Source organism: Allobosea sp. 10L417 (assembly GCF_056395485.1).
In genome coordinates this window covers 151,807-169,232 of the sequence record NZ_JBFTJP010000002.1, presented here as the reverse complement: position 1 = coordinate 169,232, position 17,426 = coordinate 151,807, and the positions used below count along the sequence as shown (strand labels likewise).

Here is a 17,426-nt window from a genome sequence, read left to right as displayed (position 1 = left end):
ATGGCAAGAGCCCAAACCGGCGTCAGCCCACAATCGTGCATTGCCGCCCGGCCCGATCGCAGCTCTAATTGACAACGCTTCGCAACTGCATTGACAGCATGCGGAACGGCGGCTACTTCTTATTGCAAACAAGTCGCAGCAAGGTCAGATCATGTCGCAAGGCGCCCCGGAATCCTCGTCGATCTGGCTACGATCGCGGGGCGAGCCCTCCCTGACGGATGTTTTTCGCACCATCAAGGTGACGCCGACCTCCTCGACCTGGCGAAAGTTCCTGGCCTTCTTCGGTCCGGGTTATCTCGTCGCCGTCGGCTATATGGACCCCGGCAACTGGGCAACCTCGCTCGCCGGCGGCGCCCAATTCGGCTACACGCTGCTGGTCGTCGCCCTGGTCTCGAACCTGATGGCGATCATCCTGCAGTCGCTCTGCGCGCGGCTCGCCATCGCCACCGGCCGCGACCTCGCCCAGGCCTGCCGCGACGCCTATCCGCCCTACATGGCCTGGCCGCTCTGGCTGCTGGCCGAGCTCGCGATCTGCGCGACCGACCTCGCAGAAGTGATCGGCACCGCGATCGGCCTCAACCTCCTCTTCGGCATCCCGCTCGAGATCGGCGTTCTGATCACCGCCTTCGACGTCTTCATCATCTTATGGCTGCAGACGCGCGGATTCCGGTGGATCGAGGCCTTCATCATCACGTTGCTCGGCGTCATCGCGCTGTGCTTCGGCATCCAGATCGCGCTCGCCGATCCGAACTGGGGCGAAGTGATCCGCGGCTTTGCGCCGACGACCGAGATCGTGACCAACCCGAACATGCTCTACATCGCGCTCGGCATCATCGGCGCGACGGTCATGCCGCATAATCTCTACCTGCACTCCGGTATCGTGCAGACCCGCGCCTATGGCCACACACTGCCTGAGAAGCGCGAGGCACTGAAGTTCGCGACGATCGACTCCACCGTGGCGCTCTGCTTCGCGCTGCTGATCAACGCGTCCATCCTGATCCTCGCCGCGGCGACCTTCTATAAGGCCGGCCATCACGACGTCGCCGAGCTCGGCAAGGCGCAGGAACTCCTGCAGCCGCTGCTCGGCGCCTCGATCGCGCCATCGCTCTTCGCCATCGCCCTGCTCTGCTGCGGCCTCAACTCGACCGTGACTGCGACCATGGCCGGGCAGATCGTGATGGAAGGCTTCCTGCGCATCCGCCTGCCCGCCTGGATGCGGCGGCTGGTGACGCGCCTCGTCGCGATCGTTCCGGCGATCGCGGTCACGCTGATCTATGGCGAGAGCCAGACGGCGAAACTGCTCATCCTGAGCCAGGTCGTCCTCAGCCTGCAGCTGCCTTTCGCGGTGGTGCCGCTGGTCATGTTCACCGCATCGAAGGGCAAGATGGGCGCTCTGGTGGCGCCGCGCTGGCTCAGCCTGACAGCGGGCTTCATCGCCGCGATCATCATCCTGCTGAACCTCAAGCTGCTGTTCGATCTCGCGACCGGGGCGTGACGGCGGCGACAGCGTTCCGATAAAGAACTCGTCATGCTCGGGCTTGGCCCGAGCATCTCCTGCCAAAAGACGCGCCAGTGCCCTTTCGGGGCTGAGATTCTCGGGTCTGCGCTTCGCTCCGCCCGAGAACGACGCCCGGGCTCAGCGCTTCCCGGACATCGAGCCGAGAATGCCGCGCAGGATCGCGTTACCCACCTGGCGGCCGATCGAGGTCGCGGCCGAGCGCGCGGCCGAGGTAATGACCTTCTCCGCCATGCTCTGCGGCAGCGGACCGCCACGCGAACCCGGCCCTGTCTTCGGGCGCTGCTGGGGCGCGCCGCCGCCGAGCCAGCCGCCGATCGTGTCGAGGATGCCCCCTCCCCCACCGGTGGACGCCTCGATGGACGAGCCGTCCGGATTGAGGTTCTTGCGCTTCATCAGCACTTCATAGGCCGACTCGCGGTCGATCATGGTGTCGTACTTGCCCTTCTCGGGCGAGGCATTGATCGCCTGCTGGCGCTGCTGCGGCGTGCATGGACCGACCTGCGCCATCGGCGGCGCGATCAGCGCGCGCTCGACCATCTCCGGCGAGCCCTTGCCCTCCAGCATAGAGATCAGCGCCTCGCCGACGGCGAGCTGGCTGATCGCCTCTTCCGTCTTGATCTTCGGGTTCTGGCGGAAGGTCTCGGCAGCGGCGCGCACGGCCTTCTGGTCGCGCGGGGTGAAGGCGCGCAGCGCGTGCTGGACACGGTTGCCGAGCTGGGCCAGCACCGTGTCGGGGATATCGAGCGGGTTCTGCGTGACGAAATAGACGCCGACGCCCTTGGAGCGGATCAGGCGAACGACCTGCTCGACCGCCGTCAGCAGCGCCTTGGGGGCGCCGTTGAAGAGCAGATGCGCCTCGTCGAAGAAGAAGACGAGCTTCGGCTTGTCGAGATCGCCAACCTCGGGAAGCTGCTCGAACAGCTCCGAGAGCAGCCAGAGCAGGAAGGTCGCGTAAAGCCGCGGATTGTTCATCAGCTTGTCGGCGGCGAGGATGTTGACGATGCCGCGGCCGTCGCGATCCGTCTTCATCAGGTCGTTGATGTCCAGAGCCGGCTCGCCGAAGAACAAATCGCCCTTCTGGTTCTCCAGTACCAGCAGCGCGCGCTGGATCGTGCCGACGGTCGCGGAGGTGACATTGCCGTATTTGGTGGTCAGGTCCTGCGCATTCTCGGCGATAAAGGTCAGGATCGCACGCAGATCCTTGAGATCGAGCAGCAGGAGCTTCTGCTCGTCGGCGATGCGGAAGGCGATGTTGAGCACGCCCTCCTGCGTGTCGTTGAGATCGAGCAGGCGCGCTAGCAGCAGCGGCCCCATCTCGGAGATCGTGGCCCGGACCGGGTGCCCCTGCTCGCCGAACACGTCCCAGAAGACGGTGGTGAACTGATCAGGTTCGTATTTCAGCCCGAGTTCCTTGGCCCGGTTGACGAAGGCCGGCTTGGAATCGCCCGGCGCCACGATGCCGGAGAGATCGCCCTTGATGTCGGCAGCGAAGACCGGGACGCCGTTGCGGGCGAAGCCCTCGGCCATGACCTGGAGCGTCACCGTCTTGCCGGTTCCGGTCGCGCCGGTCACGAGACCGTGGCGATTGGCGAGCTTGAGCAGCAGGTTCTCCGGCTTGCCGCTCTTGCCGATCAGAATCGCGCCGTCATCCGCCATCACACCCGCCTATGAGATTTCCCAGAACGTCAGTGGAGGGTGTAACCAAACGACGCAGAAGGCGGAAGCCCAAGCCCGTTGGAATCAGATCGTAAATATGTAAACTATTTTTACTGGGCTTCGCGGCGAAGCCGTTTGGCGAGGGGATTGGGACCATGGAAGAATTGCTCACGCGAGTGGCCGCTGCGGCCGGCATCAACGAGGAACTCGCCCGCAAGGCGGTCGGCATCATCCTCGCTTTCCTGCAGAAGGAAGGCCCGGCGACCGAGATCGGCCAGCTGATGGCTGCCCTGCCGGGCGCGCAGGCGCTCGCGGATGCCGAAGGAGGCGCCAAGGGCGGCATGCTCGGCGCGATCGGCGGGCTGATGGGCGGTGGCGGCGGCGTCATGGCGCTCGGCGGCCAGCTCATGGGCGCGGGCCTCTCGATGGGCCAGATCCAGAGCGTGTCCAAGGAAATGTTCGCCGTCGGCCGCGAGAAGGCCGGCGAGGACGCAATGGGCGCGATCGTGGGCGCCATTCCGGGGCTCGGCCAGTTCGTCTGATCCCGATCGATATTTTTGCGCCGTCGCGACGCCGTCCTTGTGCGGCATAGCGGCGGCGTTTTGTATCCCCTTCGTATTTCTGCACCTGCCCTGCGACGAAGTAGGGATGGCGGTGCGCGCCCGCCCATGGCAATCAGCGCTCCACGGCTGCACATTGTGCGGAAGAGGAGCATCGGCGCGCATGAACTCGGCTGCCCCATCCGACCTTCCCTACCTCGACGCCTTCCCGGCGCCGTCGCATGACGTCTGGCGTGCGGCGGTCGACAAGGTTCTGAAGGGTGCGGATTTCGAGAAACGGCTGGTCGGCCGCACCGCTGATGGCATCCGCATCGAGCCGCTCTACCCCGCTGCCTCCCCCACCGCGCGGGCCTTGCGCTCCGAAGCCGGGCGCTGGCATGTCGCCGCGCGGCTCGACCATCCCGCGCCGAAGGAAGCCCAGGCGCTTGCGCTCGCCGATCTGGAAGGCGGCGCCGACACGCTGACGATCAGCTTTGCGGGCGCGCCGGCGGCACGCGGCTATGGCCTCGTCGCCGATGATGTCGCAACTCTCGATGCCGCGCTCGACGGCGCGATGCTCGATCTCATCCAGCTGCGGCTCGACCCTGCCCCGGAGGGCCGCATCAACGCCTTGCTGCTGGCGGCGCTGATCGAGAAGCGGGGCCATGCGCCGGCCGAGCTTTCCATGGATTTCGGCCTCGACCCGATCGGCGTCTTCGCCGGCCTCGGATCGCTCGCCGTCTCCTGGTCGGAGGTCGGGCGCCGCCTCACTGAGACCATCCGCGCTCTCAAGGACCGCGGCTTCTCCGGCCCGTTCATCACTGTCGACAGCCGCCCCTATCACGAGGCCGGCGCCAGCGAGGCGCAGGAACTCGGCGCAGCGCTTGCCACCGCGGTTGCCTATCTGCGCACGCTCGAAGCGCAGGGATTTTCACTGGCAGAGGCGCGCGACACCCTCTCCTTCACGCTTGTCGCCGACACCGACGAGTTTCTGACGGTCGCGAAATTCCGGGCTGCCCGGCTGCTCTGGAAACGTATCCAGCAGGCGTGCGGGCTGACCCCGAAGCCGGCGCGAATCCATGCGGAGACGGCCTGGCGTTCGCTGACCAGGCGCGATCCCCATGTCAATCTGCTGCGCGGCACGGTCGCAGCCTTCTCGGCCGGAGTCGGCGGGGCGGATTCGCTGACCGTCCAGCCCTTCACCGCCGCGCGCGGTCTGGCCGACGCCTTCGCGCGCCGCGTCGCGCGCAACACGCAGTTGATCCTGCTCGAAGAGAGCAATCTCTGGCGCGTCGCCGATCCGGCGGCTGGCGCCGGCGGCTTCGAGGCGTTGACGCAGGCACTTTGCGAGAAGGCCTGGCAAGCCTTCCAGGAGATCGAGCGGCAGAGCAGCGGCGATCTGCGCGGCATCGTCGCCGGGCTCGCCAACGGTTCCGTCCAGAAGACCCTCGCCGAGCAGAGGGCAGCGCGCACGAAGGCGATTGCCACCCGCCGGGAGCCGATCACCGGCACCAGCGAGTTCCCCAATATCGGCGAGGGCGTGGTGACCGTGCTGGAAGTCGCGCCGGTCGTCCGCGGAGAACGACGTCCTCCCGGCAGCCTCGCCGAGCGCAACCAGGGCGAAATCATACGCTCCTTCGTCGGCGGAGCCGGCCGGGCCGATGCCCGGATCGCGCCCGGCGCGGCCCTGCACGCGGATGCGCTGCCCTCGCTCAGATTGTCGGAGCCGTTCGAGGCTCTGCGCGACAAGGCCGATGCCCTGCCGCAACGCCCGGTCGTCTTCCTGGCGACGCTCGGCTCCATCGCCGACTTCACCGCGCGCGCCGGCTTTGCCCGCAACCTGTTCGAGGCCGGCGGCCTTGCCGCGCCGAGCGGCGACGGCTTCGCCACCGACGGCGCCACCGATCTCGACGCGCTGGTCGGGGCCTTCCGCGCCTCGGATGCGAAGCTCGCCTGCCTGTGCGGTTCGGAACCGGCCTATGCCGCAGAAGGCGCTGCCGCGGCCGAAGCGCTCGCCGCGGCCGGTGCCACGGTCTGGCTCGCCGGCCGCCCCGCCGACAGCGAAGCTTTGAACAAGGCCGGCGTATCCTCGTTCATCTTCATGGGTTGCGATGTGGTCGAGGCGCTCGAACACGCGCAGGCCATCGCAAGGGCCTGATCGGAGACATGAGTTTGACTGCCATCGCCCTCACCATCGCCGGCTCGGATTCGAGCGGCGGCGCCGGCATCCAGGCCGATCTGAAGACCTTCGCGGCGCATCAGGTCTATGGCGCCAGCGTCATCGTCGCGCTGACCGCGCAGAACACGAAGGGCGTCAGCGCCATCCACGCCGTGCCGCGCGACTTCGTCGCCCAGCAGATGGACGCCGTCTTCGAGGATCTCGATGTCGGCGCGGTCAAGATCGGCATGCTGGCGACTGCCGAGTTGATCGAGACAGTCGCAGCCGGCCTGAAGCGCCACGGAGCGAAGAACGTCGTGCTCGATCCCGTCATGATCGCGGCTTCCGGCGCGCGGCTGCTCGAGACATCGGCGGTCGAGGCAATCCGCAAGCACCTCTTTCCGCTCGCGACGCTGATCACCCCGAACCTGCCCGAGGCCGCCGCCCTGCTCGGCTCCAGCATGGCGGAGACCGAACAGGCCGTCGACGAGCAGGCCGAGAAGCTTGCAGCGCTGGGCGCCGCCAATGTCCTGATCAAGGGCGGCCATGGCAGCGGCGATATCAGCAGCGACCTCCTGTTGCTCGCTGGCGGCGCGCGCCAGCGCTTCAATGCGCCACGTGTCTCGACCCGCAACACGCATGGCACCGGCTGCACCTTGTCCTCTGCGATCACCGCCAATCTCGCCAAGGGGCTGGCGCTGCCGGAGGCTGTCGGTCACGCCAAGACCTATATTTCCGCCGCCATCGCCGCCGCCGACGAGGTTGCGGTTGGCCACGGCCACGGACCGGTGCATCATTTCCACCACTGGTGGGACAGGACCGACGGGAGCCAGCCATGACCGCGATCCCGGATTTCACGAAGCTCGCCTTCGCCGACACCCGGACGGCGGCGTCTGCAGACTTAGCGGCGGCCGAACCCTGGATGACACCGGAAGATATTCCGGTAAAGCCGCTCTATACGGCCGCTGACCGCGAAGGGCTGCCCTTCGTCGAGACGCTTCCGGGTATCGCGCCCTATCTGCGCGGCCCCTACCCGACGATGTACGTCAACCAGCCCTGGACGATCCGGCAATATGCCGGCTTCTCCACGGCCGAGGATTCGAACGCCTTCTATCGGCGCAACCTCGCCGCCGGACAGAAGGGGCTCTCGGTCGCCTTCGACCTCGCCACCCATCGCGGCTATGACAGCGACCATCCGCGCGTCGCTGGCGATGTCGGCATGGCGGGCGTCGCGATCGACTCGATCTACGACATGCGCACGCTGTTCTCCGGCATCCCGCTCGACCAGATGAGCGTGTCGATGACGATGAACGGCGCCGTTCTGCCGGTTCTGGCGCTCTATATCGTCGCGGCCGAGGAACAGGGCGTGCCGCAGGCCAAGCTCTCGGGGACCATCCAGAACGACATCCTCAAGGAGTTCATGGTCCGCAATACCTATATCTACCCGCCCTCGCCCTCGATGCGGATCATCGGCGACATCTTCGCCTTCACCTCGGCGAACATGCCGAAATTCAACTCGATCTCGATCTCCGGCTACCACATGCAGGAGGCGGGAGCGACGCAGGACCTGGAACTCGGCTACACGCTCGCCGATGGCGTCGAATATATCCGCGCAGGCCAGCAGGCGGGGCTTTCGGTCGATGTCTTCGCGCCGCGCCTGTCGTTCTTCTGGGCGATCGGCATGAACTTCTTCATGGAAGTCGCCAAGATGCGCGCCGCCAGGCTGATCTGGGCGAAGCTCGTCAAGGACTTCGGCGCGCAGAACGAGAAATCCCTGCCGTTGCGCACGCACTGCCAGACCTCCGGCTGGTCGCTGACGGCGCAGGACGTGTTCAACAACGTGCCGCGCACGATGATCGAGGCGATGGCGGCGACGCAGGGGCACACCCAGTCCCTGCACACCAACGCGCTCGACGAGGCGCTGGCGCTGCCGACCGATTTCTCCGCCCGCATCGCCCGCAACACCCAGATCCTGCTGCAGCAGGAGAGCGGCACGACGCGGATCATCGATCCCTGGGGCGGCTCCTATTATGTCGAACGGCTCACCGCGGAACTCGCCGAGAAGGCCTGGGGCCATATCCGGGAAGTCGAGGCGCTCGGCGGTATGGCTAAGGCGATCGAGGCCGGTATCCCGAAGCTGCGGATCGAGGAGGCCGCCGCCAAGACCCAGGCCCGCATCGACGGCGGCCAGCAGGCGATCATCGGCGTCAACTGCTTCAAGCCGGAGAATGAGGCTTCCATCGAGGTGCTCAAGGTCAACAACGCCTCGGTGCGCGCCCAGCAGCTCGACAAGCTGAAGCGCCTCAAGGCCGAACGTGACGAGACCGAGGTGCAGGCTGCCCTAGCTGCGCTCACCGATGGCGCGGCCGGCAATGCCAATCTGCTCGACCTCGCGGTCAAAGCGGCGCGCGCCAAGGCCACTGTCGGCGAGATTTCCATGGCCATGGAGAAGGTGTTCGGGCGCCACAGGGCCGAGATCAAGGCGATCTCGGGGGTCTACAAGCGGGAGGTCGGCGAGATGAACCCAGCCGTCACGCGGGTCCAGCTGATGTGCGGGGCTTTCGAGGAGGCCGATGGGCGCCGCCCGCGCATCCTCGTCGCCAAGATGGGGCAGGACGGGCACGACCGCGGCCAGAAGGTCATCGCCTCGGCCTTCGCCGATCTCGGCTTCGACGTCGATATCGGACCTCTCTTCGCGACGCCCGATGAAGCGGCGCGCCAGGCGGTCGAGAACGACGTCCACATTGTCGGCGTGTCCTCGCTGGCGGCAGGACATCTCACGCTGGTGCCGGAGCTGAAGGCGGCGCTGGCCAAGGCGGGCCGGCCCGACATCATGATCGTGGTCGGCGGCGTCATCCCGCCGCAGGATTTCGACGCCCTGATCGAAGCGGGCGCCTCGGCGATCTTCCCGCCCGGCACCGTCATCGCCGACGCCGCCGAGAAGCTTCTGGAAGAGCTGAACCAACGGCTGGGCTACGCCCAGCGCACGGTCGCTGCGGAGTAACGAAAAGGCGGGCGCTGCCCTCGGACCGCGCCCGCCCCATGGTCACAGCCGGCGTGGCGACACTTACCGCCAGCCGTAACCATAGCCGTAGCGCGGCGGAGGCGGCCGCATGCCGTAACCGTCGTAGTAGCGGTGCCAGCGACGCTGGCCCCAGAAGCCATGGACGGCGGGCGGCGCGGGCCGCCAATCGGCGCCATAAGCCGGGCGCTCATAGGCGGGCTCGTAACGGCCGCCGAAAGCCTGGGCATTTCCTGCTCCGGCGAAGGTGGAAGCGGCGAGCACGATGCCGCCCAGTGCGAAGGCCGCCAAACCTAAGCGGGCGCGATTGCGGAACATGGTCCCTGTCCTGTCTCGCGGCGGGGAGAATTCCCCTGCCGTGAGAGGAACATTCGCAAAACCCGGCTGAACGCGCTTTGAGGGCGCCGTTCAGCCACCGTTTAACTGCCGGAAAGCTGCTCGCGCTTCAGCAGCAGCGAAGCGGCGATCACGACGATGGCCACGGCCCCGATCATGATCGTGCAGGCGGCATTGATCTCGGGCGACACGCCGAGTTTGACCGCCGAGTAGAGCCGCATCGGCAGAGTGGTCGCGCCGGGGCCGGTCGTGAAGCTCGCGACGACGAGGTCGTCGAGCGAGAGCGTGAAAGCGAGCATCCAGGCCGCCGCCACCGCCGGCCAGATCAGCGGCAGGGTCACCGTCCAGAAGGTGACGAAAGGCGTGGCGCCGAGATCCTGCGCCGCCTCCTCCAGCGAGCGGTCGAAGCCGGCGAGCCGCGATTGCACGACGATACAGGCGAAGCCGAGACCGAAGGTCGCGTGGGCGATCGTGACGGTCCAGAAGCCGCGCTCGACATCGACGGCTACGAAAAGCAGCAGCAACGACAGGCCCGTCACCACCTCGGGCATGACAAGCGGTGCCAGCACCATGCCGGAGAACAAGGTGCGCCCCATGAAACGGCCATGGCGGGCGAGAGCCAGTGCCGCGAGCGTGCCGAGAATGGTCGCCAGCGTCGCCGAGACGACGCCGAGGCGGATCGAAAGCCAGGCCGCATCGAGCAGCGGCTCATTCTGCATCAAGGCGCCGTACCAATGCGTCGAGAAGCCGCCCCAGACCGTCACCAGCCGCGAGGCGTTGAAGGAATAGGCGATGAGCGTCAGGATCGGCAAATAGAGGAAGGCGAAGCCGACGATCAGCGCGAGGATCAACCCGGGGCCGAGCCGGCTCATGCCGCCATCTCCCGTCGCAGCCGCGCCCGCTGGAGCAGGACGAGCGGCAGCACCAGCACGACGAGCAGTACCACCGCCACCGCCGAGGCCAGTGGCCAGTCGCGGTTCGAGAAGAACTCGTTCCAGAGCACCTTGCCGATCATCACGGTGTCGGGGCCGCCGAGCAGGTCGGGGATGACGAACTCGCCCACCGCGGGGATGAAGACCAGCGCGGAGCCGGCGAGGATACCAGGCAGCGAAAGCGGCAAAGTCACCGTGAAGAAGGCTGTGACGGGCGTTGCACCGAGATCGGCCGCCGCTTCGAGCAAGCCGCGATCAAGTTTTTCCAGCGTCGCGAAGAGCGGCAGCACCATAAATGGCAGGTAGGAATAGACCATGCCGAGCAGCACGGCCGTCTCGGTGTTGAGCAGGCGCAGCGGCTCGATTTCGAAGCCGAGGAAAGCAAGCGCAGCGTCGAGCAGCCCGTCCGGCCTGAGGATGCCGATCCAGGCGTAGACGCGGATCAGGAACGACGTCCAGAACGGCAGGATGACGAAGACGAGCAGGAGACCGCGCCAGCGCGACGGCGCCGAGGCCATTGCATAAGCGAGCGGATAGCCGATCGCGAGGGCGAAGAGCGTGGTCAGCGCCGCGATGCGCAGGGAATAGAGATAGCTCTGCCAATAGAGGGGGTCGTCGCCGAGCAGCTTGAAGTTCTCGAAATCGAGCTGCGACAGGAACGCGCCGAGCTGCGCGAGCCCCTCGAAATGCGGCGCATAGGGCGGCAGCGCCGTCGCCGCCTGCGAAAAGGCCATGCGCAGCACGATGGCGAAGGGCGCGAGGAAGAACAGCGCCAGCCAGAGATAAGGCACGGCGACGACGAGGCGGCGAAGCCGCTGCAGCGAAGCGACCGCGCTCATGATGTCACTGCGCCGTCGTGCTCGGGCTTGCCCCGAGCATCTGGTGACATGAGAGGCTGCAGCGCCTCCTTCTGCCAGAGATTCTCGGGTCTGCGCTTCGCTCCGCCCGAGAATGACGCCCCTGCCCCAGCGCGCCTCATGGCGGCAGCACCACGCCGGCCTCGACATCCCAGGAGAGCCAGACCTTGTCGTCCCAAGCGAAGGGCCGCGCCATGCGCCGTGTCCGGTTGGCGAGCGCGACCTTGACGAGCTGACCACCCTCCCCTTGAGCGTTTTGCCCGCCGAGCATCACCTGGATCATGGTGAAGTCGCCGAGATAGCCGATATCCCAGATCTCGCCCGCGACCTTGTTGACCGCCTGGCCCGGCTCGTCATGGGCGATTTCGATCTTCTCCGGCCGGATGCCGATGACGAGCGGTTCGCCCGGCTTCAGCGCCGGTGCGTCCTCGTCGAGCTCGACGGTGCCGACATGCGGCACCTCGGCGCGGACCAGTTCGCCCTCGACGGCGGCGATCCTGCCTTCGAAAATGTTGATGTCGCCAACGAACTCCGCGACATGCCGGTTGGCCGGCGCCTCATAGATCACGTCGGGCGGGCCGATCTGGACGAGCTTGCCGTGGTCCATCACCGCCATGCGGTCGGCCATTGTCATGGCCTCGTCCTGGTCGTGAGTGACGACCATGAAGGTCAGGCCGAGCTCGCTCTGCAGATCCATCAGCTCGAACTGGGTCTGCTCGCGCAGCTTCTTGTCGAGCGCCGCCATCGGCTCGTCGAGCAGGAGCAGTTTGGGCCGCTTGGCGAGCGAACGCGCGAGCGCGACGCGCTGGCGCTGACCGCCGGAGAGCTGATGCGGCTTGCGCCCGCCGAGGCCGGAGAGCTTGACCAGCGCCAGCATCTCCTCGACGCGCCGGTCGATCTCGGCGCGTGGCAGTCCCTCGCGCTTCAGCCCATAAGCAATGTTGTTGGCCACGCTGAGATGCGGGAACAGCGCATAGGACTGGAACATCATGTTGATCGGCCGCAGATGCGGCGGGATGCCGGTGATGTCCTGCCCGGCGAGCAGGATCGTGCCCGCATCCGGCGTCTCGAAGCCGGCGAGCATGCGCATCAGCGTGGTCTTGCCGCAGCCGGACGGACCGAGCAGCGCAAAGAACTCGCGGGGATAGAGCGCGAGCGAGAGGTCGCCCACCGCCGTGACGTCGCCAAAGCGCTTGGTCACGCCCCGGAACTCCACCAGCGGCTTCGCCGCCGGGTCGTTCCAGGGCTGGAAGGCCCGGCGCACGCTGCCGGGCGAGGTCTTCTTCATGGGGCCGGCGACCTGTCCGAAACCGGTCACTTGCCGGTCTTCACGCGCGTCCAGAGCCGGTTCACCAGCCGCTGCGCCTTCTGGTCGTAGGGCGTGATCGTGTAGAGCCGCGCCATCACCGCATCCGACGGGTAGATCCCTGGGTTGTCGCGCACCGCGGCCGAGAGCAGCGGCTTCGAAGCGATGTTGCCGTTGGCGTACTGGATGAAGTCAGAGTTCTTCGCGGCCATCTCCGGCCGGTTGACGAAGTCGATGAACTTCAGCGCCCCGTCGACATTGCCGGCATCCTTCGGGATCACGAAGGAGTCGAACCACATCAGCGCGCCCTCCTTCGGGATGGAATAGGCGATCTGGACGCCGTTCTTGGCCTCCTCGGCGCGCTTCTTCGCCTGAAGGATGTCGCCGGAATAGCCGACGGCCAGGCAGATATCGCCATTCGCCAGCGCGTTGATATATTCCGAGGAGTGGAACTTCTGGATGTGCGGGCGGATCTTGCGCAGGAGCTCGCCGGCCTTGTTCAGATCGGCCTCGTTCTTCGAGTCGGGGTCGAGCCCGAGATAGCGCAGCGCCGCCGGGAACATCTCCTCGACCGCATCGAGCACATGGACGCCGCAGTTGGAGAGCTTCTTGAGTTGCTCGGGCTCGAAGACGATCTTCCAGCTGTCGATCACCGCGTCGGGGCCGAGGCGTTCCTTGATCTTGGCGGTGTTGTAGCCAATCCCCGTAGTGCCCCACATGTAGTTCACGGCGTATTTGTTGCCGGGATCGTATTTCGACAGACGGGTCTGGATTTCCGGCCAGAGATTCTTGAGGTTCGGCGCCTTGTCCTTGTCGATCGGCTGGTAGAGGCCGAGCGGGATGTGGCGCGGCAGGAACGACGCGGTGACGACGATCAGGTCGTAGCCGGTCTTGCCGGCCAGAAGCTTGGTCTCGACCGTCTCCATCTGGTCGAAGGTGTCGTAGACGACGGTGATGCCGGTTTCCTTCTTGAAGGCATCAAGCACCTCCGGATCGACATAGTCAGACCAGTTGAAGATGCGCAGCTGCTTCTCCTGCGCGGCCGCCGGTGCGGCGAGAAGTCCCAGCCCGATCGCGCAGGCGGCAATAGCCTCGGCCAATCGCTTCGTCGTCTTACCCAATCTGCCCCTCCATCAAGCTCAGGCGCGCGCACGCTAACAGCTTTCCCCCCGGCATCAACCGGCTTCAGGCGCGCTCCGATGCGCGCGCACAGCCCTGGGTTGCCAAGAGGCCCTGCAGCATGTCGGCGCGGGGTGACGCAAGCGTGATCGGCGATGTTCTTGCCGGCTTCAGCAGCCCTGCACATACCGTGCCGGATGCGCTTCCTCCGCCGCTTCCTGCTTTTCTTCGTCATCGCCTTCCTGCTGCCGCTCGCGACCCATGCGGGCTGGTGGATCTGGCAGACGCATGCTCCCGACTGGCGGCGGGCCGACTGGACGAGCGCGAAGCTTTTGCCCGCCGCCGCGGTCGAGCCCGAAGCGACGGTGCATCTCTTCGCCGCGCGCGTCGGGCGCTGGCGCGGAATCTTCGCGCATCATTCCTGGATCGTGGTGAAGGAGCGCGGCGCGAGCGCCTATACGCGCTTCGACGTCGTCGGCTGGGGCATGCCGGTTCGGATCAACCATCGCGACGCCGATGGCCGCTGGTTCGGCAATATGCCGGAACTCGTCGCCGAAGTCCGCGGCGATGCCGCCGAACGGCTGATTCCGCGCATTCGGGCGGCGGTTGCGAGCTACGCCTATTCGAGCCCGGACAGCTATCTCGCCTGGCCGGGACCGAATTCGAACAGCTTCGTCCAGCACGTTCTGTCGGAGGTGCCGGAACTCCGGCAGGCGCTGCCGCCGACGGCCATCGGCAAGGACTGGCGCGCCGACGGGCTGTTCGCCGGCCTTACCGCCAGCAGGACGGGCATCCAGGCCTCGGCCTATGGGATTGCGGGCGTCACGGTGGGCTGGGTCGAGGGCATCGAGATCAACATCCTCGGCCTCGTCGCCGGGTTCGACCTGCGCAGCCCGGCGCTGAAGCTGCCGGGCTGGGGGCGGATCGGGGTTTGAAGCCGGTCGTCATTCTCGGGTGAAGCGAAGCGCAGACCCGAGAATCTCCCGCCGGAGAGGGCACTGGTTTCCAGGATGCTCGGGTCAAGCCCGAGCATGACGCACCTTCTCTCAGACCGCCTCGAAAGCCTGTGCCAGATCGGAGATCAAATCCTCGATGTTCTCGATGCCGACCGAGATGCGGATCAGCGCGTCGGTCAGGCCGATCTCCTCACGCAGCTCCCTGGCGACGCCGGAATGGGTCATCGCCGCCGGATGCGAGACCAGCGTCTCGGTGCCGCCGAGGCTGACGGCGAGCTTCATGATCTGGAGGTTGTCGAGGAGCGCGAAGGCTTCCTTCTCTCCGCCCTTGACGTCGAAGGCGAAAGTCGAGCCCGCGGCGCTGCACTGCCGGTCGAAGACGGCCTTGCGCGGATCGCTGTCCTTGAGGTTGCCGAGATAGTGGACCTTAGCCACCTTCGGGTGGTTTTCGAGGTACTCCGCCACCAGCTTGGCGTTCTCGTTGGCGCGGCTCATGCGGATATCCAGCGTCTCCAGCGAGCGCATCAGCATCCAGCAGGAGTTCGGGTCTGCTTGCGTGCCGAGCGAGCCGCGCCAGGCCTTCACCTGCCGCACCAGCGCCTCGGAACCGCTGATCGAGCCGCCGACGAGATCGGAATGGCCGCCGACATATTTCGTCAGCGAAAGCAGAGTGAGGTCGGCGCCGAGGTTGAGTGGCTTCTGGTATTTCGGGCCGAGCAGCGTGTTGTCGACGACGACCGGTGGACGGTGGCCCTGCGACTTCTCCAGCTCGTCGGCGATCACCTTGCAGGCGGCGAGATCGACGAGGCCGTTGGTCGGATTGGCGGGGGTTTCGACCATGATCATCGCGACGCGGCCCTTGGCGGCAGCCGCCTTGGCAACCTCCCGCATCTGCGCGATGTCGAGCCCGTCGGTGAAGCCGAACGGCGTGATGCCGAAGGCGCCCATCTGGTTCTTGAGCAGGGTTTCCGTGCCGCCATAGAGCGGACGGGAATGGAGGATCGTGTCACCCGGACGCAGGAAGGCGAAGCAGGTCGTGGCGATCGCGGCCATGCCGGAGGCGAAGACGGCGCATTTCTCGGCCTCGTCCCAGATCGCCAGGCGATCCTCGAGAATCTCCATGTTGGGATGGTTGAAGCGTGAATAGACCAGCCCGGGCTTCTCGCCGGGTTTCGGCTGGCGCCGCCCCGAGGTGAAGTCGAAGAAGTCCTTGCCCTGCTGGGCGTTCTCGAAAACGAAGGTCGAGGTCAGGAAGACCGGCGGCTTGAGCGAACCTTCCGACATGGCCGGCGAATAGCCGAAGCCCATCATCAGCGTCTCCGGATGGAGCTTTCGGTTGGCGATCCGGTCCTTGTGATAGCTATCCCCGTTCATGAGCTGTCTCCCTTTTTTCGGCCGCGCCGTTGAATCCCTGCCTTTGAGAATAATCTCATCAGAGCGCCATTGCTTGGTCGATAAAGCTCACCGTAAACTCACGATTGCAGCTTCCTGCTCACAAACCTGCACAGCGGAGCATATCATGCTCGACACGATCGATCGTCGGATTCTCTCGGTGCTCCGCGAGGACGGGCGGATCACCAATCAGGATCTCTCGCAGCGGGTCGGGCTGTCGCCGACGCCCTGCCTGCGCCGGCTCAAGCGGCTGGAGGAGACCGGCGTCATCCAAGGCTATGCGGCAGTCGTCGACCCCAAGGCTTATGGCCTGCCCTTCAGCGTCTTCGTCTCGGTGCGTCTCACCCAGCAGAACCAGGAGCAGATCGCCGAATTCGAGAAGGCCGTCGAAAGCTGGAGCGAAGTCGCCGAATGCTACCTCATGACCGGCTCGCAGGACTATCTGCTGCGCGTCGTCACCGACGGCATCGAAGGCTATGAGCGCTTCCTCAAGCAGAAGGCGACGCGGCTGAAATGCATCCAGTCGGTCGAATCCAACTTCGCGCTCGCGACGATCAAGAAGCGTTCGGGCCTGCCGCCGATCTAGGGTCTGGCCTCGTCAGGCGCCGCGATCCATGGCGCGGCGCACGACCTGAGTGACCTCGCTGTTCGACAGGAACAGGTCGTGGCGCAGCATGCTCCAGCCGCGGCCGGACGTATCCGCGACGCGCACGCCCAGCGCATCGAGGCGCGAGCGGTCGGCAGCACCGGCGCGTGCAACGCCGCCGGCGATGCGCGCCGAGACCGCAAGCGCCCGGTCGCCGGGATCGATGATCACTGTCATGCGCTGCGCCAGCGGTCCGAGCTTCTTCACCGTCTGCTCGAAGGCGTCGATGTCGACATCGGGCGAAGCCAGCACGACGGAGCCGATCCGGGCATAGACATCCTGGGAATCGCGCAATTCGCGTAGGCCTTCCAGTGTCAGGAAGGTTCCCATCGAGTGGGCGACGATGTGGATGCGCCCGACCGTCGGGTTGGCAACGAGCGCCTGCAGGCTCTGGACGAAGCCGTCGCGCGACCAGAGCGCGCTCTCGCGGTCATAGGCGTAGTCGAACAGCTTGCCGCCGGACGGCCAAGTGAAGAGCGCGGTGCGGCCCTGGAATTCGAGCGAATGCGAGAGCTGGCCGGCGCTGCGCGCGGCTGTTTCGAAGGTTTCGTTGAAGCCGTGGACATAGAGCAGCACGTCGCGGCCATTGGCGGCATCCGAGAAGGCGCGCGGGGCGTCGTTGGTCACCTCGCGGCCGACGCCTAGCACAGCCCAGTCGCCACTGACGGCGGAGGAAACACGTCCGGATATTCCCCTGCCAGGCGCTGACAGGCGCACCTCGGCGAAGGTCAGCGGCCCCCGATCGGTGCCGAAATAGGGCGCGGCATTGCCGACCGACCTGCGCGTCGTCATGACCAGCAGACGCGGATCCTTGCCGAGCGCCGAGCTATCGGCGCGCTCCGGCTCGGCGAAGGGCGAAACGCTCGCTTCGCTCTGGGCGCAGGCGGCAAGCCCGAGGGGCAGGAACGCGGCGAGCGCCAGCGAGCGGCATGAAAAGTCGCGCCTCGTGACAGGCATGGCGGCAGGCATCCAAGATCGATCGTGAGAG

Annotated in this window: 15 protein-coding genes; 7 read left to right on the top strand and 8 right to left on the bottom strand. The window is 66.2% G+C overall.

The window, feature by feature from the left end:
• The first annotated feature begins 151 nt into the window (after window positions 1-151).
• Window positions 152-1,495 (top strand): Nramp family divalent metal transporter, encoded by a 1,344-nt coding sequence (locus tag AC1DE3_RS06965; RefSeq protein ID WP_441511124.1) that lies wholly within the window; start codon window positions 152-154, stop codon window positions 1,493-1,495.
• A 141-nt stretch (window positions 1,496-1,636) separates the two neighbouring features.
• Here the strand turns inward: AC1DE3_RS06965 and AC1DE3_RS06960 are convergent, their stop codons facing one another.
• Window positions 1,637-3,175: a helicase HerA-like domain-containing protein gene (locus AC1DE3_RS06960; protein ID WP_441511123.1), complete on the bottom strand. Its 1,539-nt coding sequence runs from the start codon at window positions 3,173-3,175 to the stop codon at window positions 1,637-1,639.
• A gap of 155 nt (window positions 3,176-3,330) precedes the next feature.
• On the opposite strand from AC1DE3_RS06960, the gene AC1DE3_RS06955 reads away from it, so the two are divergent.
• The 4 genes from AC1DE3_RS06955 to scpA all read left to right on the top strand — a co-directional run bounded on the left by AC1DE3_RS06955 (window position 3,331) and on the right by scpA (window position 8,876).
• A complete protein-coding gene (locus tag AC1DE3_RS06955) occupies window positions 3,331-3,717 on the top strand; it encodes a DUF2267 domain-containing protein (protein ID WP_149130337.1) in 387 nt (128 codons plus the stop codon).
• A 181-nt stretch (window positions 3,718-3,898) separates the two neighbouring features.
• Window positions 3,899-5,872 carry a methylmalonyl-CoA mutase subunit beta gene (locus tag AC1DE3_RS06950; protein ID WP_441511122.1) on the top strand — a complete coding sequence of 658 codons (1,974 nt, stop codon included), beginning with the start codon at window positions 3,899-3,901 and terminating at the stop codon, window positions 5,870-5,872.
• Window positions 5,873-5,886: 14 nt separating this feature from the next.
• On the top strand, window positions 5,887-6,711 hold the full coding sequence (gene thiD, locus AC1DE3_RS06945) for a bifunctional hydroxymethylpyrimidine kinase/phosphomethylpyrimidine kinase (RefSeq protein ID WP_441511197.1): 825 nt from the start codon (window positions 5,887-5,889) through the stop codon (window positions 6,709-6,711).
• Window positions 6,708-8,876, top strand: a complete 2,169-nt coding sequence (scpA, locus tag AC1DE3_RS06940; protein WP_441511121.1) for a methylmalonyl-CoA mutase — start codon at window positions 6,708-6,710, stop codon at window positions 8,874-8,876. Before thiD ends, scpA begins: the two co-directional genes overlap by 4 nt.
• A gap of 63 nt (window positions 8,877-8,939) precedes the next feature.
• Here scpA and AC1DE3_RS06935 read toward each other — a convergent pair whose 3' ends face one another.
• The 5 genes from AC1DE3_RS06935 to AC1DE3_RS06915 all read right to left on the bottom strand — a co-directional run bounded on the left by AC1DE3_RS06935 (window position 8,940) and on the right by AC1DE3_RS06915 (window position 13,446).
• Window positions 8,940-9,212 carry a hypothetical protein gene (locus AC1DE3_RS06935; protein WP_476779828.1) on the bottom strand — a complete coding sequence of 91 codons (273 nt, stop codon included), beginning with the start codon at window positions 9,210-9,212 and terminating at the stop codon, window positions 8,940-8,942.
• Between the two features lie 101 nt (window positions 9,213-9,313).
• The gene (locus AC1DE3_RS06930) at window positions 9,314-10,102 is read right to left on the bottom strand and encodes an ABC transporter permease (protein ID WP_441511119.1); all 789 of its coding nucleotides are present in this window, start codon (window positions 10,100-10,102) and stop codon (window positions 9,314-9,316) included.
• Entirely contained in the window at window positions 10,099-11,001 is a 903-nt protein-coding gene (locus AC1DE3_RS06925) for an ABC transporter permease (RefSeq protein ID WP_441511118.1), read from the bottom strand. The genes AC1DE3_RS06930 and AC1DE3_RS06925 overlap by 4 nt, the downstream gene beginning before the upstream one ends.
• Window positions 11,002-11,137: 136 nt before the next feature.
• A complete protein-coding gene (locus tag AC1DE3_RS06920) occupies window positions 11,138-12,307 on the bottom strand; it encodes an ABC transporter ATP-binding protein (protein ID WP_441511196.1) in 1,170 nt (389 codons plus the stop codon).
• Between the two features lie 26 nt (window positions 12,308-12,333).
• The gene (locus AC1DE3_RS06915) at window positions 12,334-13,446 is read right to left on the bottom strand and encodes a polyamine ABC transporter substrate-binding protein (protein WP_441511117.1); all 1,113 of its coding nucleotides are present in this window, start codon (window positions 13,444-13,446) and stop codon (window positions 12,334-12,336) included.
• 195 nt (window positions 13,447-13,641) lie between these two features.
• Between AC1DE3_RS06915 and AC1DE3_RS06910 the strand changes: the two genes are divergently transcribed.
• Entirely contained in the window at window positions 13,642-14,379 is a 738-nt protein-coding gene (locus AC1DE3_RS06910; protein WP_441511116.1) for a DUF3750 domain-containing protein, read from the top strand.
• 111 nt (window positions 14,380-14,490) lie between these two features.
• On the opposite strand, the gene AC1DE3_RS06905 is transcribed toward AC1DE3_RS06910, so the two are convergent.
• Window positions 14,491-15,774 (bottom strand): cystathionine gamma-synthase family protein, encoded by a 1,284-nt coding sequence (locus AC1DE3_RS06905; protein WP_441511115.1) that lies wholly within the window; start codon window positions 15,772-15,774, stop codon window positions 14,491-14,493.
• A gap of 145 nt (window positions 15,775-15,919) precedes the next feature.
• Here AC1DE3_RS06905 and AC1DE3_RS06900 point away from each other — a divergent pair, with 145 nt between their 5' ends.
• The gene (locus AC1DE3_RS06900) at window positions 15,920-16,378 is read left to right on the top strand and encodes an Lrp/AsnC family transcriptional regulator (protein WP_441511114.1); all 459 of its coding nucleotides are present in this window, start codon (window positions 15,920-15,922) and stop codon (window positions 16,376-16,378) included.
• Window positions 16,379-16,390: 12 nt separating this feature from the next.
• Here AC1DE3_RS06900 and AC1DE3_RS06895 read toward each other — a convergent pair whose 3' ends face one another.
• Window positions 16,391-17,395 (bottom strand): alpha/beta hydrolase, encoded by a 1,005-nt coding sequence (locus AC1DE3_RS06895; protein WP_441511113.1) that lies wholly within the window; start codon window positions 17,393-17,395, stop codon window positions 16,391-16,393.
• Window positions 17,396-17,426 lie beyond the last annotated feature (31 nt).